This is a genomic window from Staphylococcus sp. mip270_02 (genome assembly GCF_054031535.1).
In genome coordinates, this window is sequence record NZ_CM132934.1 from 1,176,506 (window position 1) to 1,203,198 (window position 26,693).

Genomic DNA, 26,693 nt, shown 5'->3' on the forward strand with positions numbered 1-26,693 from the left:
TGCAATTGCGGAGCAATAGCGAACCGAAGTACCTTAATTCTTTAGAATAAAAAAGGAATACATTCGATAAATGAATGCATAAGCAGTACTAGCTAAACGAAGTTTAGAGAACTGCTATAGACTTATGGTATGTAGCTAGTAATAAAATCTAAATTGAGTAATTCTTTAATGGTAGTATATATTCATATTTTCATGTAAAATAGATAAGGTATATAAAAAATGGACTTACTAAATATTGGAGGCAATCGTTATGGATACGCAAGAGCATATTATTACATTTAATCATGTTTCATTTAAATATAATAGTGATGAACCACTTGCGTTGAATGATGTATCATTCAGTATTCCAAAGGGAAAATGGACTTCTATAGTTGGTCACAATGGTTCAGGGAAATCTACGATTGCTAAATTAATGGTAGGTATTGAAAAGCCATTTGAAGGTAATATTTATTTTAGAAATGAAGCTATCAACCAACAGAATCTTGATTATTTAAGACAACATATTGGTATTGTATTTCAAAATCCAGAGAATCAATTTGTAGGTTCAACTGTTGAATTTGATGTAGCCTTTGGTTTAGAAAATCACAGCGTCCCTTATGATGATATGAGAGCGATAGTGCCCAAAGCTTTGAATGATGTAGATATGTTAGATAGAGCGAATTATGAACCTCAATCGCTTTCTGGTGGCCAAAAGCAGCGTGTTGCTATAGCAGGTGTACTTGCATTAAATACTGATATAATTATTTTAGACGAAGCGACATCGATGTTAGACCCTGCTGGTAGAAAAGACTTAATTGATTTAGTTCATCGTTTGAAAGAAGACAAAGATGTAACTATTATTTCTATTACACATGACTTATCAGAAGCTGCAGAAGCTGATTACCTCGTTGTATTAAATGAAGGAGAGGTATATCAAACGGGACTACCAAAAGCTATCTTCAGTGATGGTGATAAACTAACTCAAATTGGTTTAGACTTACCTTTCTCTATACGAATGCATAATCAATTATTAGGTAGTATTGATTTCATAACATATGAAGGGTTGGTAAAAAAATTATGACTGTTAATTTTAACCAAGTAAGTTATGTTTATCAAAAAGGGACACCATTTGAGCATCAAGCCTTAAATGAAATTGTAACGACTTTTGAACAAGGAAAATATTATGCAATCATTGGTCAAACTGGCTCTGGAAAGTCTACATTGATCCAACAATTTAATGGTCTACTTAAACCAACAGAAGGTTTGCTTCAAATTAATGATGTGGTAATTAGTCATAAGACGAAAGATAAATATTTGAAGGATGTTCGCAAGCGTGTGGGCGTTGTATTCCAATTTCCAGAGTCACAGTTGTTCGAAGATTCAGTAGAACGCGAAATATTATTTGGACCAAAAAATTTTAATATGCCATTAGACGAAGTGAAGGAAAGAGCATTTCGTTTGCTCATAGAATTTGGATTTAATAGAGATATACTACAACAGTCGCCATTTCAAATGTCTGGTGGACAAATGAGGAAAATAGCTCTCACATCAATATTAGCAATGGATCCAGACATTGTTATACTTGATGAACCTACAGCGGGTCTTGATCCTAAAAGTAGAAAACAGATAATGGAAATAATAAAGAAACTTCAAGTTGAACAGCAAAAGACGATTATTCTTGTGACGCATGAAATGAATGATGTGGCGAAGTATGTGGATGAAATAAAAATTATGCAACACGGTCAACTGATAGAATCATGTTCACCTCGAAAGCTATTTAGTGATACGAATTATGTAAATCAAATGCATCTTGATGTGCCAGACGTTGTGAAATTGCAACGTGATTTAGAAGATAAGCATCAATATTATTTCAATAAAATTGCTTTGACAGAAGAAGAATTTGTTGAGATGTATAAGGGGTGGCAACAAGATGAAAGATAAATTTATTATAGGACGTTATCTCCCACTAGATACGATTATACATCGGTTAGATCCACGTGCGAAATTGATTTTTGTTTTTGTATTTATTATCTTAATCTTTTTTGCACATTCTTTTGCAACGTATTTATGGCTATTTATTTCAATTGTTGCATTTATGAAACTAGCACAAATTAAATTTTGGTTCTTAGCCAAAGGTTTAATGCCTATTTGGATTTTTCTAATATTTACTTTTTTAATGCATTTGTTCTTAACAAAAGGCGGTACAAGGTTATTTGAATTAGCTTTCGTTTCAATTGATACAAATGGTATTTTAGAAGGTATTTATATTGTTTTACGACTTATGTTTATCATTATGATTTCAACAATTATGACGTTAAGTACAAGTCCTATTGACTTAACTGATGCTTTTGAAAAATTACTATCACCACTGAAATTAGTGAAAATACCTGTACACCAATTAAGTATGATGATGTCCATTGCGTTAAGGTTTATTCCTACGTTGATGAATGAGTTAGATAAAATTATACTGGCCCAAAAATCTAGAGGTTCTGAAATTAGTTCTGGTAGTATAATCAATAGAGTGAAAGCATTTGTGCCTTTATTGATTCCTTTATTTATTTCTGCGTTCCAACGCGCTGAAGATTTGGCGATTGCGATGGAAGTGAGAGGTTATGATACGAAGAAGCAACGAACAAATTATCGTAAGCTACAGTGGCGATTCAAAGACAGTTTAACGTTGCTAATATTATTGCCACTATCAGTAGTATTATTTGTGTTAAAATTCATGGGAGTGTAGTAAATCATGCGTGTTTTAGTTAATATTTCTTATCAAGGAAGCCAATTTCTAGGCTTTCAAATACAACAAAATGGAAGAACGGTACAACAACAATTCGAAAAAATATTAAAGCGTATGCATAAGTATGATGTGAGAATTCATCCAAGCAGTAGAACAGATAGAGGTGTGCATGCAATTGAGCAATATTTTCATTTTGACACAGAGCTGAACATTCCTGAGCAACAATGGCAATATGCGATGAATCGAGCATTACCAGGTGACATATATGTCAATCATGTAAGCTTTGTTAGTGAGGACTTTCATTGTAGATATGATTGTGTAGGCAAATCTTACCGGTATAAAATTTATCAAGCTGAACACAAAGATCCATTTCTTAATGGCTTAAAAACACATATCGCTGAAAAGCTAGATATAGATAAAATGAATAGAGCTGCACAATATTTTATAGGTACTCATGATTTTACAGGGTTCTGTTCACAAAAAACAGAAGTTGTTAGCAAAGTGAGAACACTTTACGAAAGTCGTATAGAAAAAACAGAAAATGGCTTTGACTATATTGTCACAGGCTCCGGTTTCCTATATAATATGGTGCGTGTGTTAATAGCCTTTTTAATTGAAGTAGGCAAAGGAAAACGACAACCAGAAGAAATACCTAAATTATTAGAGGATAAAGATCGTAATAAAGTGCCTTTTACTGCACCTGCAGAAGGGTTATATTTAGAGAAGATTTATCTAACACCAAGTGAATTAACCACTGATTTTGGTAATGATATAAAATTACATCAAAAAAAATCGATATGAAATTGTTAAATGTCGTTGACAAAATGACAAAAAAATTATACGATTACTAACGGTATTGTTTTATATCACCCACGATAAGCCCCGGAATCTTATTGTGTTACAAGATATAGAAGCACGTAGAAACAAACTATTTAAAAAAAATAGATGAAATTTAAGATTTAGTAAGTATAAACTATTAATTTAAGAGACATTTATTTACTCTAGGAGGACAATTATATGCGTCAAACATTTATGGCTAATGAATCAAACATTGAGCGCAAATGGTATGTTATTGATGCTGAAGGTAAAACACTTGGTCGTTTATCATCAGAAGTAGCAGCTATTTTACGCGGTAAAAATAAAGTAACTTATACACCACACGTTGATACAGGTGATTATGTAATCGTCGTTAATGCTTCAAAAATCCACTTCACTGGTAACAAAGAGCGCGATAAAATGTACTATCGTCACTCAAATCATCCAGGTGGTATCAAATCAGTTTCAGCTGGTGAGTTAAAAGCTAACAACCCAGAACGTTTACTTGAAAATTCAATTAAAGGTATGCTTCCAAGCACACGTTTAGGCGAAAAACAAGGTAAAAAATTATTTGTATATGGTGGCGCTGAACATCCACACGCTGCACAACAACCAGAAAACTACGAGTTACGTGGTTAATTAAAAGGAGGAAATTACATTGGCACAAGTTGAATATAAAGGCACAGGCCGTCGTAAAAACTCAGTAGCACGTGTCCGTTTAGTACCAGGTGAAGGTAACATTACTGTTAACGGCCGTGATGTACGTAGTTATTTACCATTCGAATCATTAATTTTAGACATTAACCAAGCATTTGATGTAACAGAAACTAAAGGTAACTATGATGTATTAGTTAACGTTCATGGTGGAGGATTTACTGGACAAGCTCAAGCAATCCGTCACGGAATTTCACGTGCATTATTAGAAGCTGATCCTGAATACAGAGGTTCTTTAAAACGCGCTGGATTACTTACTCGTGATCCTCGTATGAAAGAACGTAAAAAACCAGGTCTTAAAAAAGCTCGTCGTTCACCTCAATTCTCAAAACGTTAATATTACCAAACTGTTGCGAATTCAATTTGCTTACAGATTTGGTACACAAGTTCTATAGCAATTTGTGTTCAATCAAACAAACGTTTAAACTTCCCAAGAAATTGGGAAGTTTTTTTGTTTTATTTTAATACTATTTATTTGTATCAAAATGAATGACTAATCATGTAAAGTGTCATAATATAAATAATAGGACACAATTTTAAATTCGAGGTATTTATATGAAGATTAACAAACGTAAGACTAATATATATCTGACAATTGTATTAATCGCATTTATTTTATTTGTCATTGTTTTGATTTCAGCCTTTAAAACATATAGTCAATATAAAGAAAATAATTATAAGTATACTAATATACCTACATTTTATTTACATGGTTATGGTGGAACAGAGAATTCTATAAAGTACATGATTAATTCTGCAGTACAAAAAGAAATTACAGGAGAAGTAATCAAAGCAAAAGTTTCTAAAGAGGGAACGGTGACATTCGAAGGAGAATTATCACCTGATGCAAAGAATCCAATTATTGAGATTATATTAGAAGATAATACAAATAAAGATTTAAATAAAAATGCGCAATGGATTCAACAAGTTATCATCGCTACGATGAGCCAACATCACTTTGATCAGTTTAATTTTGTCGCACATTCTATGGGTAATCAATCTTTCAGCTACTATATGTTGAATTATGGTGATAATCAGAACTTACCCAAACTAAATAAACAAGTAAGTTTAGCAGGTAATTTTAATGGTGAAGTTGACATAGATGGGCTTGATTTAGATGTTAAATTAGATGAAGATGGTAAACCAAATAAAATGCTAAAAGCATATAAAGATTTGTTGCCTATGAAAAAGTCATATCCAGAAACTACAAAAGTGCTGAATATTTATGGTGATATAGAGGATGGCACGCATTCTGATAATCGAGTTACCAATGTTTCGTCTAAATCATTAAGGTATTTAGTTGATGATAAAGTAAGAAGTTATGAAGAATTTAAAGTAACCGGAAAAAAAGCTGATCATAGTGAACTTCATGATAATACTTATGTCACCGATAAAATGAATCAATTTCTATGGGGGAAATAAATTTAAAGTACTATTTAATATATTGATTTTGTAACATTTATACAAGAGGTCAACTGCTTGTATTCTATATATTAAGCAAAAGGCGCTTACACATCAGCTTTACTATATGTGTAAGTGCCTTTTATTTATTCTTAAAGTTCTCTGTTGCGAGTAATTGAATTAATTGTTTTCTATTATCTTCTCCATAAACATGTGGTTGAATCATAATTTCATCAACATCAAAGTCAGTCAACATTACTTTTAATTTGGAGATGACTTCATTAGCTGAACCTACTATGACTCGGTTATTGTGTTGATTCATTTTTTCAATTTCTCTAGAAGAAAATGATTTTTGTTTTGCATAGTTCACAGAGGGATAGAATTTTGGTTGGTTTAAATAACCAATACGTAATAACCACAAATGAAACGTATTAGCTAAATCTTCGCACTGATATTTATTATCTGCCGTAATTACAAAAGAAGTCATGATGACATAAGGCTGATGTAAAGGATGTTGTGCTTTGAATGAAGAACGGTAATGGGTTATTACAGATTTGATTTGTTTTTTATCTTGTCCCATATTGGCAATAACAAAAGGTAATCCTCTAATAGCAGCAAGTGAAGCACTTTTTTTACTTGTACCCAAAATAAACATATTAGGCTTAGTGTTGATGAGTGGCATCGCATATAAATTTTTATAGTGCTGATTTATATCGTTGTGACTGTCACTATTAAAATAAGATAACAAATCATCAATTTGATTCTCATAATCAACGGGTATTGTTTTATGTTCATTCAAAGCTTTATTTACATTTTTATAACTCTTAGAATGGCCAGTACCTAAGTTGACTCTGCCGGGGTGTCTAGCTTCCATAGTTTTAAATACTTCAGCCACTTTATAAGCACTATAATGTGGTAACATAACACCACCGCTTCCAATTTGAATTGAGTTAGTATTTTCTAATAATGACATCATAATCATTTCAGGTGCACTGGATGCTACTGAAAAGACTTGATGATGTTCAGCAACCCAATAACGTGTGTAATTTAGCTTTTCAGCTAATTGAGCTAATTCAACAGCATGATTTAATGCTTGAGTAGCGGTACGTCCTTCAAATATTGGCACGTAATCTAAAATACTAAGTTTCAATGTACAATCTCCTAACGTAATAAAACGAAAAAATGTTTTATAAATTAGCAATAGCATAACACGTTATTGAAGTATTAAATAAGCGATTTGATTGATTGATGAAAAGTATCCCTTTAGAATAAAGTCAAACAATGAATGGAGGTAATATAATGAATACAGAAAGAATTGTATTGGCAAAAAGACCTGAAGGGATTCCATCCGATGATGTATTTAGATATGAAACTGTTGAGGTAGATGGACCAAAGCAAGATGAAATTCAAATAGAATCGTTATATATTTCAGTAGACCCTTACATGCGTGGTCGTATGGATGATAGTGAATCATATGTAGCCCCATTCGAATTAGACGAACCAATGAATGGTCATGTAGTAGGGAGAGTTATTGAGTCAAGTGTAGATGGATTTACAAAAGGTGACATTGTTACTGGTACGTTTCCATGGCAAAAAATAGTGAATATAAAGGCCAAGCATGCTATTAAAGTAAGTCAAACTGACATTCCTTTATATCTGTATCTTAGTGTTTTAGGTATGACCGGACAGACAGCTTATCATGGCTTACTAAAAATAGGACAACCACAAGAAGGTGAGACTGTTGTAGTTTCAGCTGCCTCAGGTGCAGTTGGCTCAGTTGTAGGTCAAATAGCAAAATTAAAAGGCGCTCATGTAGTGGGTATTGCAGGTGGTAGTGAAAAAACCAATTATTTAACTGAAGAACTAGGCTTTGATGTAGGAGTAGACTATCAAGCGAATGATTTTGCTGAACAATTGGCGAACGCAGTACCGAATGGCGTTGATGTCTATTTTGAAAACGTGGGCGGCACGATTGCGGATGAGGTCATGAAACACCTTAATCAATTTGCTAGAATTCCAGTTTGCGGTGCTATTTCTGGTTATAATAATACAGAAGTCGAATATGGTCCTCGAATACAACCAATTATTATTAAATCACAAGCATTGATGCAAGGGTTTATTGTTGCTAATTATGCAGATGATTTTCCAAATGCTAGTAAAGCACTTGCACAGTGGGTTCAAGAAGATAAAATTAAAACTAAGACATCTGTTAAAAAAGGTTTTGATAGTTTACCAAATGCTTTTAGAAACTTATTTACAGGTGATAATTTCGGCAAACAAGTTGTTCAAGTCTCAGATGATGTTTAATTAAGAAAGGAGTGCGTACGATGAAAGCAATAGGTGCAGATCAAAGTTTTAATCTAGAAGATGGCAATTTATTTTATGAGTTTGCTATTGATACTCCCAAACCTGAACAATATGAATTATTAGTACGTGTTGAAACAATCAGCGTTAACCCTGTAGATACAAAAATCAGAAAGACAGCGGTTGAACAAGCACCAAGAATTTTAGGTTTCGATGCTGTAGGTGTGGTAGAAGCAGTGGGCGATGATGTTAGTCACTTTAACGTTGGAGATGAAGTTTTTTATTCAGGCTCTCCTAAATATCAAGGTTCTAACCAATCTTATCAAATTGTCGATGAGCGTTTAGTAGCGAAAAAGCCTAAAAATATATCTAATGTGGATGCAGCAAGCCTACCACTAACTGGTTTAACAGCTTATGAAACCCTGTTTGATGTATTTAAAATATCTTTTAATCCAGAAGAAAATAAAGGAAAGTCTATTTTAATCATAAATGGGGCTGGTGGTGTAGGAAGCATAGCAACACAAATCGCTAAACACTATGGCTTACATGTTATCACTACAGCATCTCGTGAGGAAACACACCAATGGTCTAAAGATATGGGTGCAGATATTGTATTAAATCATAAGAATGATTTAGCTGAAGAGTTTAAGAAATATGAAATAAGTGAAGTGGATTATATTTTCTGTACCTTTGATACGGATATGTATTATGAAAAAATGATTGAATTAGTAAAACCAAGAGGTACGATTGCAACGATTGTTGCTTTCAAAAATAACCAAGATTTAAACTTGCTTAAACCTAAGAGCATTACATTTACACATGAATTTATGTCATCAAGACCTATTCATGAGACTGAAGATATGCAAATACATCGTGATTATCTCACTGATATTTCTGAAAAAATAGAAACGGGTGTATACAAACCGACCGTTAATGAAGTGATAGATGGCTTAACTGTTGAAAACTTGTACGATGCACATGTTAAGTTAGAAAATCAAAGTATGATAGGTAAGCTAGTAATTAAACTTTGAAATTAAGATTAACAAAAATGATTAATTAAATAAAATGAATATAAAGCTAAGCGTCTTCAATAGTTCATCATAATATGGTGGATAAGAAGATGCTTTTTATTTTAAATAATATATATTAAATTTATAATATGATTTATTTTATGAATTTTACGAATATATGCAATAAGTTAGGGTATGTAAGTTACATAAAAGTATAGGGAGTGTGTAATTTTGACATGCGTTTAAACAGATTAACGGTTGTATTTTGGGTAGCATTATCAATTTGTACACTGTTTGTTGTATACGGTGCAATATTGCCAAAACAACTAGAAACAGTCACACAAAATATTACAAATTTTATTGCATTAAATTTTGGTTGGTACTACTTATTACTAGTACTTGTCATATTAATTGTATGTGTATATCTATTATTCTCTAGATATTCATCAATAACATTAGGTGAAGATGGAGAGGATCCAGAATTCTCATTGAAATCTTGGTTTGCTATGTTATTTAGTGCTGGTATGGGGATAGGACTAGTCTTTTGGACTACAGCAGAGCCAATTAGTCATGCATTTACGTTAACGCCTTTACATAAAGCAGGTACGCAAGCTGCAATTAATGATGCCATGCAATTCTCATTCTTTCATTGGGGTGTCCATGCTTGGGCAGTTTACGGCATAGTTGGACTAATCTTTGCTTATTTTAATTTTCACAAAGGTTATCCGGGATTAGTAAGTGCGACGTTAACACCGATATTAGGCTCTAAAATGATGAGAGGACCAATAGGTGGTTCGATTGATGTTTTAGCAATTATCGCTACTGTTACAGGTGTAGCAGCAACACTTGGATTCGGCGCGTTACAGATTAATGAAGGATTGAATTTTTTATTTGATATACCTTCAAACTTTACAACTCAGGTAATTATTATTGTTTTAGCAACGATTTTATTCACGTGGTCAGCTTGGTCAGGTATTAATAAAGGAATCAAAACATTGAGTAATATCAATATGATACTCGCTTTTCTAGTACTCATCGTATTATTTTGTGTAGGTCCAACTTTAACTATACTAAATACCTTTACCAATTCACTTGGTGATTACATTGCAAATTTCTTTAATATGAGTTTACGTATTCCACAATCAGGTGGAGAAAAATTCCAATGGTTACAACAATGGACGATTTTTTACTGGGCCTGGTGGATTTCATGGGCTCCATTTGTTGGTATATTTATTGCTCGTGTTTCAAGAGGTAGAACGATTAAAGAATTTATTTTGGGCGTTTTATTTGTACCAGCGCTAGTTTGTTTCTTATTCTTTGCAGTATTTGGAGCGTCTGCTACTTATTTACAGCAACATGGTATTGCAGACATTGCGAAAGAGGCAACAGAGACTGCTACATTTGCAACTTTAGAACATTTCCCACTAGGGTTCTTGTTAAGTATAGTGACATTAATTGTGATTATGATTTTCTTTGTAACTTCAGCAGACTCAGCGACATACGTTTTGGGTATGTTGAGTTCTAAAGGTAGTATTAATCCTAAAGGCATTGTAAAAGTTAGCTGGGGTATCATATTAGCTTTATTTGCAATGATTATGATATACACAGGCGGTACGCAATCTATACAAAACTTATTAATTATTGCTGCTTTACCATTTTCGATTGTCATTATATTTATGATATGGTCACTTTTTAAATCATTAGCGATTGAAAAGCCAAGACCGAGTAATAAGTTGCTCATATCAGACGACAAACTATTACAATATCGTATTGCAAATCATCCAGAACTAGCTGATCAAGTAACAAAGGGTAAACAATAAAATGGTCTAAAAAATTTGTTTTGTAATAAAAGTTAAAAATAAAATTCAATAAAAATGTTTCTAAGAATTTTTTTAAGGGTAGTAGTTCTGTATGACAAGTACATATTAACAAAGCATAGGAGGTGTCATACGAGGTGAAACGACTAAAGAATTTTATCCTAGGCATATTAATTGTAGTAATCGTTGGATTTTTACTCTTTATGTATATTCAAGATTCTAGAATTAGCCAGTATCAAGACTATTTTAATCAGTTTAACTGGTTTGAACCAACGCTAATTGGTTTAGCAGCGCTACTTATTATTATTGGTCTTATATTAGTATTCAGCTTGTTTAAACCTACGTATAGAAAACCCGGACTATATAAAGATTTCGAAGATGGTCATATTTATGTATCGAGAAAAGCAGTTGAAAAATCTGCATACGATACACTTACGCAATATGATCAAATACGTCAACCAAACGTGATTGCAAAACTTTATAACAAGAAAAAGAAATCGCATATTGCTTTAAAAGCAGATTTCTTTGTTCCTGGTGATGTTCAGGTTAATTCTTTAACTGAAGAGATTAGAAATGACATCAAGCAAAATGTCGAGCATTTTACAGAATTACCAGTATCAAAATTAGAGGTTAATGTTAGAGATCAAAAAACCTCAGGCAAACGTGTGTTGTAAGGGAGGGTTATCATGGCTAACAATAATAACCAAAATGGACAAGATTCTACGCAAGAAATTGTTGAATTTTTCAAAACGTTTAAATGGAGAATCATTGGTTTCTTAGCATTTCTAATCATAGCAATATTATTTTTAACTTTAGGTTTCTGGAGTACAATTTTAATTCTAGTATTATGTTTGATTGGAATTGGAGTTGGGTATACTAAAGACCGTAAGCAAGACTTTTTAAATTTTCTTAATCGATGGAGTTAATCGATTAAATTTTATGAATTCTAATGCAATTAAAAATTTTAAACAAATTATATAAGGTAAAGGAGAATGCAATATGGCAGTAGACAACAATAAAGCTAAACAAGCTTATGACAATCAAACAGGAGTTCAAGAAAAAGAACAAGAAAAAAGACAAGAGCAGCAAAACCAAGAGCCTCAATTCACTAATAAATTATCATTCTCAGATGAAGTAATCGAAAAAATTGCAGGTATTGCTGCACGTGAAGTTAGCGGTATCTTAGAAATGAAAGGCGGATTCGTCGACAATATTTCTAGTTCATTTGGTAGCAACAACAATGTTACACAAGGTGTTAGCGTTGAGGTTGGAGAAAAACAAGCTGCTGTTGATTTAAAAGTAGTATTAGAATATGGTGAATCAGCACCAAAAATCTTCCGTAAAGTAACTGACTTAGTTAAAGAACAAGTTAAATATATTACTGGTCTTGACGTAGTTGAAGTTAACATGCGCGTTGAAGATGTTATGACTAAAAAAGAATGGTCTCAAAAAAATGAAAAAAGCCAATCCTCAAACAATGAGGAAAAAGGTTTACAATAATTAAGAACCATCCAATTTAAATAAAAGGGGAGTGGGACAGAAATCAAATTTTCTAACATAGATTTCGTAGTCCCCCCCCCGGCAATAGTGACTAGCATTGAAAAAAGCTTGATATAAGCGTATTTTCAATTCAGTCACTTACTGCCAAATTGAAAAAGAGCCTGAGACATCTATTTATGTCCCAGGCTCCTTTTTTATTTATGTATGAAAATTATTAATTTATATACATAAGTATTAACTCAAATATTGCATTTTTAAAATGTAGTGATTTTTACACTCATAATCTTCAACTTTAATAACATTATATAAAGCTTCTTTGATGTCCTAAGACAAGATACTTACATAGTTATTGTTCTAATAGATACTACAATTATTATTGTTCTTTCATGGTTCTGTATAAAGGATTCTTCACTTTAATATAAGTATAATAATCTGCTTCATCTTCTAATCTCATTGTAGTAACACATTTATAATCGATTTGTGGCGAAAATAACACAGATTTTATTTCTGTAATTCTGTCGTTATTAGTCATTGTAGATGCAATATCTTGTAATTTTTCATACATAATATCACTTATGACTGACCAAATCTGTTGCTCTAATCCATTACTTTGACTAGATTGAGCAATGGTTATAATTAATTCGCCAAGATGATTTTGGATACTAGAATAAAATACTTTGTTGAAAACGGTTTGCGACTGATCTGTAAGAATTAATGATTTTTTATGAAAGTCTGATGTACTATAACCAGCTTGATTTAAATAAGTTTTATCAATACGCAGTCCTTCAAAATCACGAATATATAATGTATGGATTGAACCGTCTTGATTGAAGGTAGCTATAGAGTTTTGTAAATGTGCTTCTAATGCAATACCGTATTTTACATATAAAGGCAGAGTTATATCAATCAAAGCTTTACTATATTCTGCAATCCATTTGCTACATGCTTCTTCATAACTTTCAATATTGAAACTATTAGCGTATGTTTTAATTAATGTCACGATAGGTGACTCACTATTATTGCTATAATGTGCAACTAAGCTAGAAGGAATAAGTGGTATTGTATTATATTCCTTGATATTATAAATATTTTCTCTAAACAGCGTACCTAACTGTTCGCTCTTTATTGTTTGTTGTGATGGTTTATCTTGTGGATTATAAAAATGAATACCGGCAACTTCGTCAATCGTATCTGCCTGAATATGATTAAATAATGGATCATGTTGTTTAATATGGTTCAATATGCGTGTAACTTGTGGTCCGTTATATGTTGTTTGTTCAGAAAGAGTACGTATCTCACCTGTAATATGAACATTCGTCGATAATTTAATGTGCGGTTCAATATTTGGGCTTTGTGGCATTAATGTTCTAAATGACAGACCAGCATAATAATTTAAATCAAAGTCTAAAGGTATCAGCAGTTGCTTATTTAACTCATTCTTATAATCATTTTCTAACACAGCATTATATTGCCATGGGTGAACGGCCATAACATAATAATCATCAATTTGATCATCAGTTAATAATTTTGCTACAGCTGCGTAAAGGCCATCAAAGAGTGCAAATACTGTTTCATTAAAAGGCCTCGCTAATGATTGTACTTTCGCAATATCATGGTGAATTAATATAAATTTCATAGCGATGGCATTTCCAAACTCAGAAGAATAGTCAATAGTCGTTTCTGGCGTCATACCTTTACGTAGTTTTGCGCCGGGATGTAACGGGTGACCTTCAACAACTGCTTGTTCAGACCTTAAATAGCTATCCTTTGCATTAATGATTAATTCTAAAAGCGGTTCATTATTTTGAGATAATGTAATGGATTGATAACTTAACGAAATAGCCATATTCGCGACACTGTTATTTATATCATCCTTAAATTGGTTACTAGCTTCGTTATCAAGGTTAGGTGCTTCTATTAAAATAGCATTTAAAATTTCATTTGGATGTAATATACGCTCTAAATGGTTGTCATATTCAAAATAAAAGGGCCCTTCAACATCGATTCTGTCAAAGGCATGTTGCCCTGAAATAGGTGCATATAAAGTTTTTTTAGCTTCCGGAAACGTTATTTTTAAAATGAAAGGTTGCGTGATTGCAACATTCAAGTTTAAGTTTTGTGCTTTAATAATCTCACTGTGATGTCGACTTTGAACTAAATTTTCTCTATGTAAAGAAGTGATTAACCTTTGAGAAATTTTATCGCGACTTTCTAATAATATATCTTCGAAAGCACTTGCCCATCGTACATCTCTCGAACGTAAATACGATAAAGCGTATTGTTCGTCATTAGTGAGTTTTTCAATTGAATTGTTGTCGTTTATTTTGTGATTCATAATGCACCTCTAAAAAAATTATTTTACAAATGTATAAGATATTTGTATAATCCATAATATCGATAATGATAATTATTATCAATTGAAAAACAGGAGGAATTTTATGGCAAAGTATTTTTTTCCTAGTTCATTCCTACTGTTCTTAGGGAATTGGATTGGACAAATCACGCTAAATTGGTATGTATTTACACTATATCATAACGCAATTTATCTAGGACTAATTAATTTTTTCCGACTCGTACCTATTTTACTCATAAGTGTATGGGCTGGAAGTTTAGCTGATAGATGTGATAGAGGAAAATTATTAAGATTAACAATGACCTCCTCATTTTTATTAACAATGATACTATGTATCTTAACATTTCAAAATCCACAATTACCGATAATTGTATTTTTGTTATATTCTCTAGGTCGTGGCATTATGAGTGCAATAGAAACACCAGTACGTCAAGCAGTATTACCAGATTTAACACAACGATTAACTACAACACAAACAGTATCGTATCACTCATTTATTATAAATATATGTCGTTCGATTGGACCTGCGATAGCTGGTTTTATTATGGCTGCTTATAATGCGCAAATTAGTTTTGGGATACAAGCGCTATGTTATTTCATAGCGTTAATACTTTGTTTACCGTTATCATTTAGTCATAACGTATTACCAAAGGCAAACCCTGAAGTGAGTTTTAAGTACGTAATTAATTACTTTAAAGATAATCAAGTAGGAGCCAGAATATTTGTGACATCGTTACTTATTATGGCAACTGGCTTTACTTATACTACACTTTTGCCAGTACTAACAGACAAGACATTCCCTAATCAAGTAACGATATTTGGTAGTGCTATGACCTGTTGTGCAATAGGCGGTATTTTAGCAACAATAGTTTTACCTAATATTTTAGAAAAAGTATCTATGGTCAAAATGTATTACATAAGCTCTGTATTTTTTGGCGTATCACTATTGTGTACGATTAGTAGTAATACCTATTTATTATTTATGTCATTATTCTTTATTGGTCTGTTCAGCCAATGGGCAAGAACTACAAATAGAATATACTTTCAACATAGAGTAGAACCTGAACATAGAGGGAAAATACTTAGTGTCATTATGATGGATAGAGGTATGATCCCCTTAGGAGCCATGTTGATGAGTTTCTTAGCAGAACTTATTGGTATTATTGAAACTTTTATTATTATGGGAATGAGTACATTTGTCATTGCATTGTTATTCAGTGTAATTTCTAGAAGGCAAAGAAAAAATGGAGGCAGTATTGTATGATGCATGAAACATGGCAGTTGGCAGATAGAAATGTGCAGTATCGTATTTTTAACGCAATTATTAAAGAGCAAATATTTCCACAAGGTATGCTATTTAATGAGTTTGATCACTGTGTTGAAATACAATATCAAGGCCAAGTGTTGCAATTAAACAAAGTTAGAAAAAGTGCTATGGAACGTTATGAATTTTATGGTGTGATTTTCTATATCAAGGGTAAGGCACAAGTAACGATTGAGACTTTAGAACAACTATTAGAAGTGCTAGAAGTACATTTCAATATGCCTATTAGTCAGCGATTAACAGATGAATTGATTTCTAGTAGGGAAGGTTTCGCACTGACTTATGAACATTTTCAACATAGAAAGTCGTTGATACATGCAACGCTAAAATTTTCAAGAATGCCTGAAACAATAAACTTCTTTTCATGGCTACAGCATATGGTTGGATCAAAGCAAATAAATGATTTGAATTATTCTGAAAGCCTTGTTATTGAAGGGCATCCTACACACCCATTATCTAAGACTAAGCTTCCATTAACACCTGATGATGTAAGAAAATATGCGCCAGAGTTTGAAAAGATTATTCCATTAAAAGTTATGCTCATCCATAAAGATAATTGTGTAATTACTTCTATGGAAGATGATGCAAACTATATGATAGATGAAGTTATACCAGAATATCGTTACAAATTGAAAGGATTTTTAGCACCGCATGATTTAGAGTTGAAAGATTATAGTGTTGTACTTGTACATCCTTGGCAATATGAAAATGTTATTGTTCACAAATTTGCAGACTGGATATTAAAAAAACGATTACTACCTACACCCTTTGAGGTTGAGTCTAAAGCGACCTTATCATTTAGAACTATGCAACTTGTTCACAAGCCGTTTCATATTAAATTACCAGTCAATATACAAGCAACAAGTGCTATAAGAACTGTGTCGAGCGTAACAACGGTAGATGGACCTAAATTGAGCTATGAATTACAAGACATGTTAGCAATCTATCCACAGTTACAAGTTGCTATGGAACCATTTGGTATACACGCTAAAACTGAACCAGATGATGCAAAGCATTTGGCTTGTATAGTACGACATCAACCTTATATTTCAGATAATGGCACAACTATAGTAACTGCAAGTTTAGTTAATAAAAATCCTGTCGATAACCAAGTAACCGTAGATAGCTATATCAATTGGGTAAATGATGGTTTAACGGCAGATGCGATTAAGCAATTTCTATTGCACTATAGTAAAGCATTAATCGACCCATTAATTGCTTATATTCAAGATTATGGTATTGCTTTGGAAGCGCACATGCAAAATACAATCGTGAATCTAGGGCCGAATTATCAAATGAAGTTTATCGTTAGAGATTTAGGTGGGTCAAGAATAGATCTAACAACATTAAAACATAAAATTCCTAATATTGATGTTACTAACACGAGTTTAATTGCAGAAAATATTGAAGCGGTCATAGCTAAATTTCAACATGCAGTTATTCAAAATCAAATTGCAGAACTTATTCATCATTTTGCAGAATATGAATTTGTAAAAGCTTCCGAATTATTTGAATTAGTAGGTGAAATAGTTGAGGACGCAATCGATCTAAATAAACCACATGCTAATAAGTTGAAACAAGCATTGTTCGGTGAAACGATAACAGTAAAAGCGCTCTTACGCATGAGAATGGAAAGTAAAGTAAAACAATATGTGACCATTGATTTGAGGAATCCTATATATAAAGAGGTGTAATAGATGGCTGAAATAAAGATAAATTTGTCCAAAATAAAATATAATGCACAAGTATTATTGTCTATTTTTCAACAGAATCATATGCAATTTACACCAGTTATTAAATGCGTAGGTGGCGATAGAAAAATTGTTGAAACGTTAAAAAAAATCGGTATAACGCATTTTGCTGATGCACGTATTGACAATATTAACAAAAGTAATGATCAGAATTTATCTTATATGATGATTAGAACGGCTAGTCAACATGAACTGGAAGATGTTGTTAGATATAGCGATATAAGTATACAGACAGAAATAGCGACAATCCGCAGATTAAATGAAATTGCCCAAAAGCACCAGGTAAAACATCACATATTACTTATGGTTGATTGGAAGGATTCAAGAGAAGGCATACTCACATATGATGTTGTAGATTATATTAATGAAATACTTTCGATGCACCATGTAAGTGTTGTTGGATTAGCATTTAATTTTATGTGCTTTCAATCAATTATTCCAACTGAAGAAGATGTATCACTTATTAATCAATTCGTAGAATCAGTTGAATTAGAAACGCATATAAGATTTAAAATAATCTCAGGTGGCAATTCCAGTATGATATCACAAATGCTATATCAAGATATGGGGAAGATTAATGAGTTACGTGTAGGAGAAACGCTTTTTAGAGGTGTTGAAACAACAACTAATCAACCGATAGCCTCTTTGTATCAAGACGCTATCATTTTAGAAGCGGAGATAGTTGAAATTAAACCACGTATTGATATTTCATCAAGTCAGCAATATTTACAAGCAATCGTTGATATTGGCAACTTAGATACATTTATCGAAGACATTAAACCACATCACCATCATGTTAAAGTAATCGGGGCAACTAGCGATCATGTAATGATTGATTTGTTAAACCAAGACCATTACCAAATTGGGGATAAAATACAATTTAGTTTAGGGTATAAGGCGTTGGCACAAAGTATGTATATGACAAACTTAGATAAAAATTATATTCAAGATAACGTTATTGAAAAATTATGCCACAACTTTAATATTCAAAAATCCAATCGCATTTAAACTTTATTAAATGTTTTAAAAGTTTCTGTTGACACCGATAATCATTATCAATAAAATTGAATATGTAATTATACATATTCTAAGGAGTGAAAACGATGAAACATAGTTATAAAATTATGGCTATCCTGTTTTTAACTTTAACCGTAGTAATGTTGTCTGCTTGTGGCAGCGTCAGCGATAAAGGTTCTGACAAATCCAGTAAAGGCAATGACGACAAAGATGGTGTAACAATTAAGCATGATGGAGGTACGACAAAAATTGCTAAAGACCCTAAACGTGTTGTAGCATTAGAATTCTCATTTGTCGATGCACTTGCAGCATTAGATGTTAAGCCAGTCGGCGTTGCAGATGATGGTAAAAAAGATAGAATCCTTAAACCTATTCGCGAAAAAATTGGGGATTATAAATCAGTAGGTGCACGTAAGCAACCTAACTTAGAAGAAATAAGTAACCAAAAACCAGATGTTATTATCGCAGACAGCAATAGACATAAAGGCATCCAAAAAGATTTAGAAAAAATTGCACCAACAATTATGCTTCCTAGCTTTGATAGTGATTATAAAGACAACTTAGAAGCATTTAAAACAATTGCAAAAGCAATAGGTAAAGAAGATAAAGGTAAAGATAGATTAAAAGAGCATAATGAGCTAATGGATAAGTACAGTAAAGAAATTACAATGGATAAATCACAACCTGTATTAGCATCAGTAGTTGCAAAATCTGGCCTATTAGCACATCCTGAAAATACATATGTTGGAGAGCTTTTAAAAGAGTTAGGTTTTGATAATGCGTTAAATAAAACGAAAACTGATAACTTATCTAAATATCTAAAAGGGCCTTACTTACAATTAAATCCAGAAGTACTTTCTGATATTAACCCTGGTCGTATGTTTATTATGGCTGATAAAGGTGAAAATGATCCAAACCTTAAAAAACAAGAAGAGGATCCAGTTTGGCAAGATTTAGATGCGGTTAAAAATAATCGCGTATCTGTAGTGGATAGAAATACATGGGCACGTGCAAGAGGTATTATATCTTCCGAAGAAATTGCAAAACAACTTGCTGAAATTTCTAAAAATGAGCAAAAAGACTCACAACAAAAGTAGGATGAACGGTAATGATTAAATCGCATAGTGTTAACCCAACTAAATCAAATGAAAAGAAAACTCAAAAACGTACTGCACTCACATTTATTGTGAGTGTATGTGCGCTTTTTGTCATTATATACTTCAATCTTAGTGTTGGAGCTTCACAAATTACTTTTCAAGATTTTATAGATTACAGTGTAAAACATATTGATACAAAAGAGACATTTTTGATACATAACGTCCGTATGCCAAGAATGTTTGCTGGCCTTTTAATAGGGGCCGCACTTGGCGTTTCGGGTTTGCTAATGCAAGCGATGACGCGTAATCCTTTGGCATCACCACAAATATTTGGTGTTAATTCAGGAGCTTCATTTGTAATTGTATTTATTTCAATGATTGTACCAGCTTTAACTGTGTATTCAACGATATTAGCTTTTATTGGTGCATTTATCGGCGGATTGACAGTGTATACACTATCAGGTTCGACTAAAGGAATGACTCCTATAAAGCTAGCATTAGCCGGTATGGCTATTCATTTATTCTTTTCTAGTATGACCCAAGGAATTATATTGCTAAACGAAGATGCAACTTCAACTGTAATGTTTTGGTTAGTAGGTTCTTTATCAAGTATTCAATGGCCGCAAGTCATTGGTGTATTTCCTTGGATAGTAATGGCTTTCATTGGAGCAATTTTTATATCTAAGCAATTAACTATTATGGAATTAGGTGAAGATTTAGCAACATCGCTAGGGCAAAATGTCAAAGTTGTACGAATTACTGTTGGACTACTTGTCATTGTTTTAGCAGGTGCATCCGTTTCAATAGCAGGACCAATTGGTTTTGTAGGACTAATTGTGCCACATATTGTAAAACATTATATTCGAACAGATTACAGGCTAATGGTACCGTTGACGATGATTATCGGTGCAGATTTATTATTGTTATCTGATGTCTTAAGCCGTTTAATAGCATTTCCGTTTGAATCGCCTGTAGGAATTGTTACCTCATTTGTAGGAGCGGTATACTTTCTATTTATTACAGTTAGAGGAGTTGATAGACTATGATCGGGAGATTAACTTTTCGTTATGGTATCGTTGTAATATTAATTATAATCTCAGCAGTTGCATCATTGTCTATCGGAGCAGTTTGGATTAATCCAGTTGAAGCGGTTAAAAGTTTATTTGCACAAGATAACTTTATATTAAATGAATACCGTATACCAAGGATGATTCTCGCAATTATTGTTGGGAGTAGCCTTGCGATTTCTGGTGCACTTATTCAAGGCGTAGTAAGAAATGCACTTGCCTCGCCAGATGTTATTGGTATAACTAAAGGTGCAAGTTTATCAGCAGTCTCTATAATTATGCTATTCCCTTCTGCGCCTCTCTTCATTTTACCGTTTGGATCATTTGCGGGTGCCTTATGTGTAAGTTTGATTTTGACATTACTAATTGCAAAATTTAATGTCAAAGGGTCTAAGTTAGCATTGATAGGTTTAGCAATAGGTGCAATTTGTACAGCGGTAGTGCAATATTTATTAATACGTAATCCGCAAGATGCCAATACAGCATTAGTGTGGTTAACAGGTAGTTTGTATGGCCATAGTATGTCGAACGTTTTGGTTATTTTACCTTGGTTCATCGTTGCGTTACCGATTATCTTTTATTACTGTCATCAGCTCGATATTTTAACTTTAGGTGATGATATTGCAATTGCATTAGGTACAAAAGTGAAAAAAATTAAAATGATATTGTTACTATTAGCTGTTATTTTAGCAGGTGCATCTATTTCAGTAGTGGGCGGATTGAGCTTTTTAGGACTTATCTCTCCACATATAGCCAGAAGAATTGTTGGACATAAACACGTACACATTACTATTATGTCAGGATTGATAGGAGCGTTAATATTATCAATAAGTGATTGTTTAGCGCGAGGAATACATCCACCTATCGATATTCCTGTTGGTGTTGTTGTTGCAATCGTCGGTGTACCTTATTTTTTATTCTTATTGAGAAAAATTTAATAATAAATTGCAAAAGTAAACGCTTTCATTTAAAGTAGAGTTAATTCTAAATATTAGGATTAACTCTACTTTTTTATACAAAAATAACAACAAATAGACACAATTTATAGATTTACATATTTATACATCATACGTTATAATTATTGGTGTTGTTTTTTTAAGTATATATCAAATAATACACCTAAGGGGTGAATGTAGTGACTCAGTATAATAAATCACAGCGCACACGTGGGCAGCTTAAATTCATTATCATGTCATTAATTGGTATCATTTTATTCTTAGTACCAATTACAGTGACAGAAGATGGTGAAAAACAAACAACACTCCCTGTTGCATTTTTAGCAGGATTACTAAAAGATTTAATTGGAAATGCTATGCCATTGGTTATTGTAATAATCATTACGATATCAGGTATTTTATCTATTTTATGTTCGACAGTATTGAAAAATAAATTTAAGCCAGAAGGTCTAATGAACAATGCATTTAATGTAAAGTTTGTCTGGTTGATTTTAAGAATATTAGCAGTAGTGTTTGTTTGGATGACATATTTAAAAGTAGGTACTAGCGTTATTTATTCCGAAGACACGGGTGGACTTGTATTTGAAAGTCTATTACCTACATTAGTAACTGTCTTCTTCTTTGCAGCGTTATTTTTACCATTACTTATGGAATACGGATTATTAGAATTATTAGGACCAATCTTCAGACCGATAATGAGACCTTTATTTACATTACCTGGACGGTCAACTGTTGATAATCTAGCATCATTCATTGGTGATGGAACAGTAGGGGTTTTAATCACTAGCAGACAATATCAAGAAGGATTTTATTCTAGAAGAGAAGCGACAGTTATTGCTACTACGTTTAGTGTTGTTTCACTAACATTTGCCATTGTTGTTGCCGAAACTGTACATATGCAAAATCATTTCTTCTATTTTTATTTAACTGTAATCATTTCTTGTTTAGTATGTGCATTTATATTGCCAAGAATTTGGCCGCTTAGATCTATTAAAGATGAATACTCAAAAGAAGTGTCTGAAGAAATGAGAACTGAAAAGTTACCTGATAATAAAACTGCTCTCGGCCATGGTTTTGATATGGCGACTGAAACAGGTATCAACGCACCAGGAGTTAAATCATTTTTCAAATCAGGTTTTAAGACTGTGATAGATATGTGGTTTGTAATTTTACCGGTAGTGATGAGTGTAGGTACGCTTGCAACCATTATAGCAACCTATACGCCATTATTTGCAATTATCGGGAAACCATTCGTTCCATATTTAGAATTGCTACAAATACCTGAAGCAGCTCAAGCATCAGAAACAGTATTAATTGGATTTGCCGATATGTTCTTACCATCAATTTTAATTGAAGGTGTTGGTAACGATATTACATTATTTGTTGTTGGTGCATTGAGCATTACACAATTGATTTACTTATCAGAAGTTGGTGGAGTAATCTTAGGTTCTAAAATACCAGTAAGTATCTTTAAACTCTTTATCATATTCTTAATAAGAACAATTATAGCGTTACCTATTATAGCGTTAATGGCTCACTTATATTTCAATTAAAATATAGGATGTAGAAAATTAAATCTAAAAATCTAGTAAACTCTACTTAGTTGAAAGCAAAAAGAAGCGTCATAGACATTTACTTGTCCATGGCGCTTCCTTTTATTTATACGATATAACAATTATAATCAGTTGAATGATAATTATTAATTACTAAGTACTGATATTACATTTGCTTTGACAACTTTATTACCTAAGACAGGTGATTCTTCACTGCTAGATTTTGATTTTCCTTCATGAGCTTCCTTAAAAGCATCGCTTTGAAGCCATGCTTTAAAATCATTTTCAGTTTCCCACCATGTATTGATATACATTTGATCGTAATCTTCCTCATCATCAATTAACCAAACTTCTACTTTATGAAAGCCGTCTAGTTCTTGTATTTTCCCGCCCTGAGTAAATTTTGGAGCCATTTTTTCAGCAAATCCTTTTTTTACATCAATTCTGTTCGTAACTACATACATGAAACGCACCTTCTTTCTATAATATATGAACAGTATACCATTGATAATTTATTAATATAATTGAGAACTCTTATTAATTAATAGCTTAGAGTATATAATGCTTATTTAGACAATAAGATTAAATTATAATTAAAATATTGGTACCATGAAAATAGAAAAACTGGTGCTTTTAAACATCCAATAATTATAGTAAAATTCAGAAAATTGAATATAGTAGTTATTCATTCTAGCTAAAGATTTAATAAATGAGTAAACAAAGGGGTATGTTTATGAAGATTTCAATCGCACAAATGGAACCAATGTTAGGTAGAATTGAAATTAATACAGATTATATTTGCCGTACATTGATAGATGAAAGCCAAAAGAATGTAGACTTAGTACTTTTTCCTGAATTAGCTATATCGGGTTATATACAAAATAGTGACTTATTAAAAAAAGTAGCCATGTCAGACAGTAGTGAATTTTTAACAAGTATTGTGAAAACCTGTAAAAATTATAATATTGATGCAGTGATTTCATTTCCAGAAATTGAAAAAGACAAATACTATATAGCAACTACTTATATAGATGCTACGAGAGGGATTATAGCAAAATATCGTAAAACACATTTATTTGCGGATGAACAACTTATTTTTGATAAAGGTAACGATTTTCCAGTTATAAATACCAGATTTGGTAAAGTCGGTCTCATGATATGCTATGATTTGGAATTTCCAGAGGTAGCACGATTATTGAAGTTGAAAGGCTCAGAAATAATTTTGATTTCGACGGCCAATATGTCGCCTTATGAGTTTTATCAAGATATATATTTAGCAAGCAGAGCATTGGAAAATGAATTGCCAATAGCAATTGCTAATCAATATGGAATAAACGAACCACACCATTTCTTTGGACATAGCAGTATAGTGAATCATAAAGGTGAAAATTTATTATATTTAAAAGATGGCCAAACAACACAGAATGCAAATGTTACTTTAAAAAATGATTTAGATAAGGATTTGAGCTTAGACTATGTTAATCAAATCCATCCAAATATGTATCAAAAACTAAATGATGCATTTAAGGAGGGCAGATAACATGGTTCAGACAAAACTAAAAAAATCTCTAACTTTATATCAAGTTGTTATGTTCGGATTAGCTTATATGGCACCAATGATTGTTTTTGGTACTTATGGCACACTGTACGAAGTTACAAATGGTTATGTTCCTTATGCATATTTATTTGCTACTATTGCAATGCTATTCACAGCTTATAGTTATGGTTTAATGGCAAAAGCTTTTCCTTCTGCTGGCTCTGCTTATACTTTTGTTTCTAAAAGTCTCCATCCATCTATGGGATTTATGATAGGTTGGACAATATTATTAGATTATTTATTTTTACCATTAGTTATATGGCTTATTGGAGCAGAATATTTGTCAACTGCTTTTCCAATCATACCAAGTTGGGCATGGATAATTATATTTATAATAATGACGACATTAATTAATATTATAGGAATTAATTCAACTACATCCACGAGTTTATTAATTATGATTTTTCAATTATTAGTGATATCAATTTTTATTATTTTATGTATTTGGCATGTAACACATGGAATGGGGGAAGGAGGGATTTTAAGTAGCCGTATTTTTAACATAACGGATAACCATATTTCCCCAATATTGGCAGGAGCGGCCATTGCATGTTATTCATTCTTAGGGTTTGATGCTGTTACTACATTGGCTGAAGAAACCCAAAATCCTACAAAAACTATTCCTAAGGCAATTATGATTATTACTATTGTAGGTGGTTTTCTATTTGTTACTGTTGCATATATACTTTCAATCACACTTCCGAATTTTAATGTTATTAACAATACTGATTCTGCTGCTTTTGAAATAGCTAAAATTGTAGGCGGTAACTTACTATCTTCATTATTTTTAAGCGGTTTAATATTAGCACAATTAGCTTCAGGATTATCAGCACAAACTAGCGGAGCAAGACTTCTTTATGCTATGGGGCGTGATGGCGTACTCAGCAAAAAAATTTTTGGTTATATTGAAAAGAAAAGGCAAACACCAATTTTCAATTTAATGTTTATAGGCATTATAGGTGTGATTGGTATCTTTATGAATGTAAGTACTTCAACTTCATTTATAAATTTTGGTGCATTTATTTCATTTGCGTTTGTTAACTTATCAGTTATTGTTTTTTATTTTGTCAAATTGAAGCAAAGACAAGGAATGAAGAGGATTACTTATTTCACTATACCATTAATAGGAATGATTTTAGATATATGTTTATTTATAAGTTTAGATAAACATGCATTAATATTAGGTACTGTATGGACGAGTATTGGTTTTATATACCTAATTTGTCTTACTAGAGGTTTTTCAAAGTTACCACCAACTTTAGCAATATGAAAATTGAACTAAATAAAAGGGGAGTTCATTTTAACTAATGTAGCTTTTACTTAGGTTAGTAAGAATGTATAAAATAAAATGTTGCTGAGACATGTAAAGTATATGTGTGCATATCAGGATTATAAATATAAGATTTATATGATTAAAAAGTTGATTTGTTAAGATATAGGTTTATCTAGCCAACGAAATGAACTTTCAAACGATATTTTTATTTGAATTTCAATTCTTTTGTTCAAGGATACGAAATAAAACTGATTGTTTTATTTTTAAGTAAGTTATAAAAATTGTTTGTATTAAATATAGACAAATCAAATATAATGATTGTATTTGATTAAACTGCTAACAAAGCCTTAGACTTTGTTAGCAGTTTTTTTATGAACGCTTTATGAGAGCGCTGCCCTATTCTGTCTGATTAGGTTAACTTGCTTAC

Annotated in this window: 25 protein-coding genes; 22 read left to right on the forward strand and 3 right to left on the reverse strand. The window is 32.2% G+C overall.

Annotated features, from left to right (window positions below; genetic code table 11):
• The first annotated feature begins 250 nt into the window (after window positions 1-250).
• The 7 genes from ACW5YJ_RS05310 (at window position 251) to ACW5YJ_RS05340 (ending at window position 5,668) form a co-directional block, all read left to right on the forward strand.
• Complete coding sequence (locus ACW5YJ_RS05310; protein ID WP_017722941.1) at window positions 251-1,060, forward strand: energy-coupling factor transporter ATPase; 810 nt, start codon at window positions 251-253, stop codon at window positions 1,058-1,060.
• Window positions 1,057-1,920: an energy-coupling factor transporter ATPase gene (locus tag ACW5YJ_RS05315; RefSeq protein ID WP_017722942.1), complete on the forward strand. Its 864-nt coding sequence runs from the start codon at window positions 1,057-1,059 to the stop codon at window positions 1,918-1,920. The genes ACW5YJ_RS05310 and ACW5YJ_RS05315 overlap by 4 nt, the downstream gene beginning before the upstream one ends.
• Window positions 1,910-2,716: an energy-coupling factor transporter transmembrane component T family protein gene (locus ACW5YJ_RS05320; protein WP_017722943.1), complete on the forward strand. Its 807-nt coding sequence runs from the start codon at window positions 1,910-1,912 to the stop codon at window positions 2,714-2,716. The genes ACW5YJ_RS05315 and ACW5YJ_RS05320 overlap by 11 nt, the downstream gene beginning before the upstream one ends.
• Window positions 2,717-2,722: 6 nt before the next feature.
• Complete coding sequence (gene truA / locus ACW5YJ_RS05325; RefSeq protein ID WP_457338559.1) at window positions 2,723-3,517, forward strand: tRNA pseudouridine(38-40) synthase TruA; 795 nt, start codon at window positions 2,723-2,725, stop codon at window positions 3,515-3,517.
• 216 nt (window positions 3,518-3,733) lie between these two features.
• Window positions 3,734-4,171: a 50S ribosomal protein L13 gene (gene rplM / locus ACW5YJ_RS05330; protein WP_017722945.1), complete on the forward strand. Its 438-nt coding sequence runs from the start codon at window positions 3,734-3,736 to the stop codon at window positions 4,169-4,171.
• Between the two features lie 19 nt (window positions 4,172-4,190).
• On the forward strand, window positions 4,191-4,583 hold the full coding sequence (gene rpsI / locus ACW5YJ_RS05335) for a 30S ribosomal protein S9 (protein WP_017722946.1): 393 nt from the start codon (window positions 4,191-4,193) through the stop codon (window positions 4,581-4,583).
• 218 nt (window positions 4,584-4,801) lie between these two features.
• Window positions 4,802-5,668, forward strand: a complete 867-nt coding sequence (locus tag ACW5YJ_RS05340; RefSeq protein ID WP_457338560.1) for an alpha/beta hydrolase — start codon at window positions 4,802-4,804, stop codon at window positions 5,666-5,668.
• Window positions 5,669-5,789: 121 nt separating this feature from the next.
• On the opposite strand, the gene ACW5YJ_RS05345 is transcribed toward ACW5YJ_RS05340, so the two are convergent.
• Window positions 5,790-6,797: an LLM class flavin-dependent oxidoreductase gene (locus tag ACW5YJ_RS05345; protein WP_457338561.1), complete on the reverse strand. Its 1,008-nt coding sequence runs from the start codon at window positions 6,795-6,797 to the stop codon at window positions 5,790-5,792.
• Window positions 6,798-6,946: 149 nt separating this feature from the next.
• Between ACW5YJ_RS05345 and ACW5YJ_RS05350 the strand changes: the two genes are divergently transcribed.
• The 6 genes from ACW5YJ_RS05350 to ACW5YJ_RS05375 all read left to right on the forward strand — a co-directional run bounded on the left by ACW5YJ_RS05350 (window position 6,947) and on the right by ACW5YJ_RS05375 (window position 12,278).
• A complete protein-coding gene (locus ACW5YJ_RS05350; RefSeq protein WP_107551897.1) occupies window positions 6,947-7,954 on the forward strand; it encodes an NADP-dependent oxidoreductase in 1,008 nt (335 codons plus the stop codon).
• Between the two features lie 20 nt (window positions 7,955-7,974).
• Window positions 7,975-8,982, forward strand: a complete 1,008-nt coding sequence (locus ACW5YJ_RS05355; RefSeq protein ID WP_017722950.1) for a zinc-binding alcohol dehydrogenase family protein — start codon at window positions 7,975-7,977, stop codon at window positions 8,980-8,982.
• A gap of 215 nt (window positions 8,983-9,197) precedes the next feature.
• On the forward strand, window positions 9,198-10,781 hold the full coding sequence (locus tag ACW5YJ_RS05360; RefSeq protein ID WP_017722951.1) for a BCCT family transporter: 1,584 nt from the start codon (window positions 9,198-9,200) through the stop codon (window positions 10,779-10,781).
• 134 nt (window positions 10,782-10,915) lie between these two features.
• On the forward strand, window positions 10,916-11,452 hold the full coding sequence (gene amaP, locus ACW5YJ_RS05365) for an alkaline shock response membrane anchor protein AmaP (RefSeq protein ID WP_017722952.1): 537 nt from the start codon (window positions 10,916-10,918) through the stop codon (window positions 11,450-11,452).
• Between the two features lie 12 nt (window positions 11,453-11,464).
• Window positions 11,465-11,704 (forward strand): DUF2273 domain-containing protein, encoded by a 240-nt coding sequence (locus ACW5YJ_RS05370; RefSeq protein ID WP_017722953.1) that lies wholly within the window; start codon window positions 11,465-11,467, stop codon window positions 11,702-11,704.
• Between the two features lie 73 nt (window positions 11,705-11,777).
• On the forward strand, window positions 11,778-12,278 hold the full coding sequence (locus tag ACW5YJ_RS05375; protein ID WP_017722954.1) for an Asp23/Gls24 family envelope stress response protein: 501 nt from the start codon (window positions 11,778-11,780) through the stop codon (window positions 12,276-12,278).
• 373 nt (window positions 12,279-12,651) lie between these two features.
• Here ACW5YJ_RS05375 and ACW5YJ_RS05380 read toward each other — a convergent pair whose 3' ends face one another.
• The gene (locus ACW5YJ_RS05380) at window positions 12,652-14,613 is read right to left on the reverse strand and encodes an IucA/IucC family protein (RefSeq protein ID WP_457338562.1); all 1,962 of its coding nucleotides are present in this window, start codon (window positions 14,611-14,613) and stop codon (window positions 12,652-12,654) included.
• A gap of 103 nt (window positions 14,614-14,716) precedes the next feature.
• Between ACW5YJ_RS05380 and ACW5YJ_RS05385 the strand changes: the two genes are divergently transcribed.
• The 7 genes from ACW5YJ_RS05385 to ACW5YJ_RS05415 all read left to right on the forward strand — a co-directional run bounded on the left by ACW5YJ_RS05385 (window position 14,717) and on the right by ACW5YJ_RS05415 (window position 23,396).
• Window positions 14,717-15,895, forward strand: coding sequence for an MFS transporter (locus ACW5YJ_RS05385; RefSeq protein ID WP_119604084.1), 1,179 nt, complete (start codon window positions 14,717-14,719; stop codon window positions 15,893-15,895).
• A complete protein-coding gene (locus ACW5YJ_RS05390) occupies window positions 15,892-17,649 on the forward strand; it encodes an IucA/IucC family protein (protein ID WP_457338563.1) in 1,758 nt (585 codons plus the stop codon). Before ACW5YJ_RS05385 ends, ACW5YJ_RS05390 begins: the two co-directional genes overlap by 4 nt.
• Window positions 17,650-17,652: 3 nt before the next feature.
• Window positions 17,653-18,714, forward strand: coding sequence for an alanine/ornithine racemase family PLP-dependent enzyme (locus ACW5YJ_RS05395; protein WP_017722967.1), 1,062 nt, complete (start codon window positions 17,653-17,655; stop codon window positions 18,712-18,714).
• Window positions 18,715-18,809: 95 nt separating this feature from the next.
• Window positions 18,810-19,820 carry an ABC transporter substrate-binding protein gene (locus ACW5YJ_RS05400; RefSeq protein ID WP_017722966.1) on the forward strand — a complete coding sequence of 337 codons (1,011 nt, stop codon included), beginning with the start codon at window positions 18,810-18,812 and terminating at the stop codon, window positions 19,818-19,820.
• 11 nt (window positions 19,821-19,831) lie between these two features.
• Window positions 19,832-20,866, forward strand: coding sequence for a FecCD family ABC transporter permease (locus tag ACW5YJ_RS05405; RefSeq protein WP_017722965.1), 1,035 nt, complete (start codon window positions 19,832-19,834; stop codon window positions 20,864-20,866).
• A complete protein-coding gene (locus ACW5YJ_RS05410) occupies window positions 20,863-21,825 on the forward strand; it encodes an iron chelate uptake ABC transporter family permease subunit (RefSeq protein ID WP_017722964.1) in 963 nt (320 codons plus the stop codon). The genes ACW5YJ_RS05405 and ACW5YJ_RS05410 overlap by 4 nt, the downstream gene beginning before the upstream one ends.
• A 251-nt stretch (window positions 21,826-22,076) precedes the next feature.
• On the forward strand, window positions 22,077-23,396 hold the full coding sequence (locus ACW5YJ_RS05415; RefSeq protein ID WP_153672626.1) for a YjiH family protein: 1,320 nt from the start codon (window positions 22,077-22,079) through the stop codon (window positions 23,394-23,396).
• A gap of 146 nt (window positions 23,397-23,542) precedes the next feature.
• On the opposite strand, the gene ACW5YJ_RS05420 is transcribed toward ACW5YJ_RS05415, so the two are convergent.
• The gene (locus tag ACW5YJ_RS05420; RefSeq protein WP_107551903.1) at window positions 23,543-23,860 is read right to left on the reverse strand and encodes a heme oxygenase; all 318 of its coding nucleotides are present in this window, start codon (window positions 23,858-23,860) and stop codon (window positions 23,543-23,545) included.
• Window positions 23,861-24,129: 269 nt separating this feature from the next.
• On the opposite strand from ACW5YJ_RS05420, the gene ACW5YJ_RS05425 reads away from it, so the two are divergent.
• Together ACW5YJ_RS05425 and ACW5YJ_RS05430 are read left to right on the forward strand one after the other, a co-directional pair.
• Window positions 24,130-24,936, forward strand: coding sequence for a carbon-nitrogen hydrolase family protein (locus tag ACW5YJ_RS05425; RefSeq protein WP_017722961.1), 807 nt, complete (start codon window positions 24,130-24,132; stop codon window positions 24,934-24,936).
• Between the two features lies 1 nt (window position 24,937).
• Window positions 24,938-26,263 (forward strand): APC family permease, encoded by a 1,326-nt coding sequence (locus tag ACW5YJ_RS05430; RefSeq protein WP_017722960.1) that lies wholly within the window; start codon window positions 24,938-24,940, stop codon window positions 26,261-26,263.
• The last annotated feature ends 430 nt before the right edge of the window (window positions 26,264-26,693 follow it).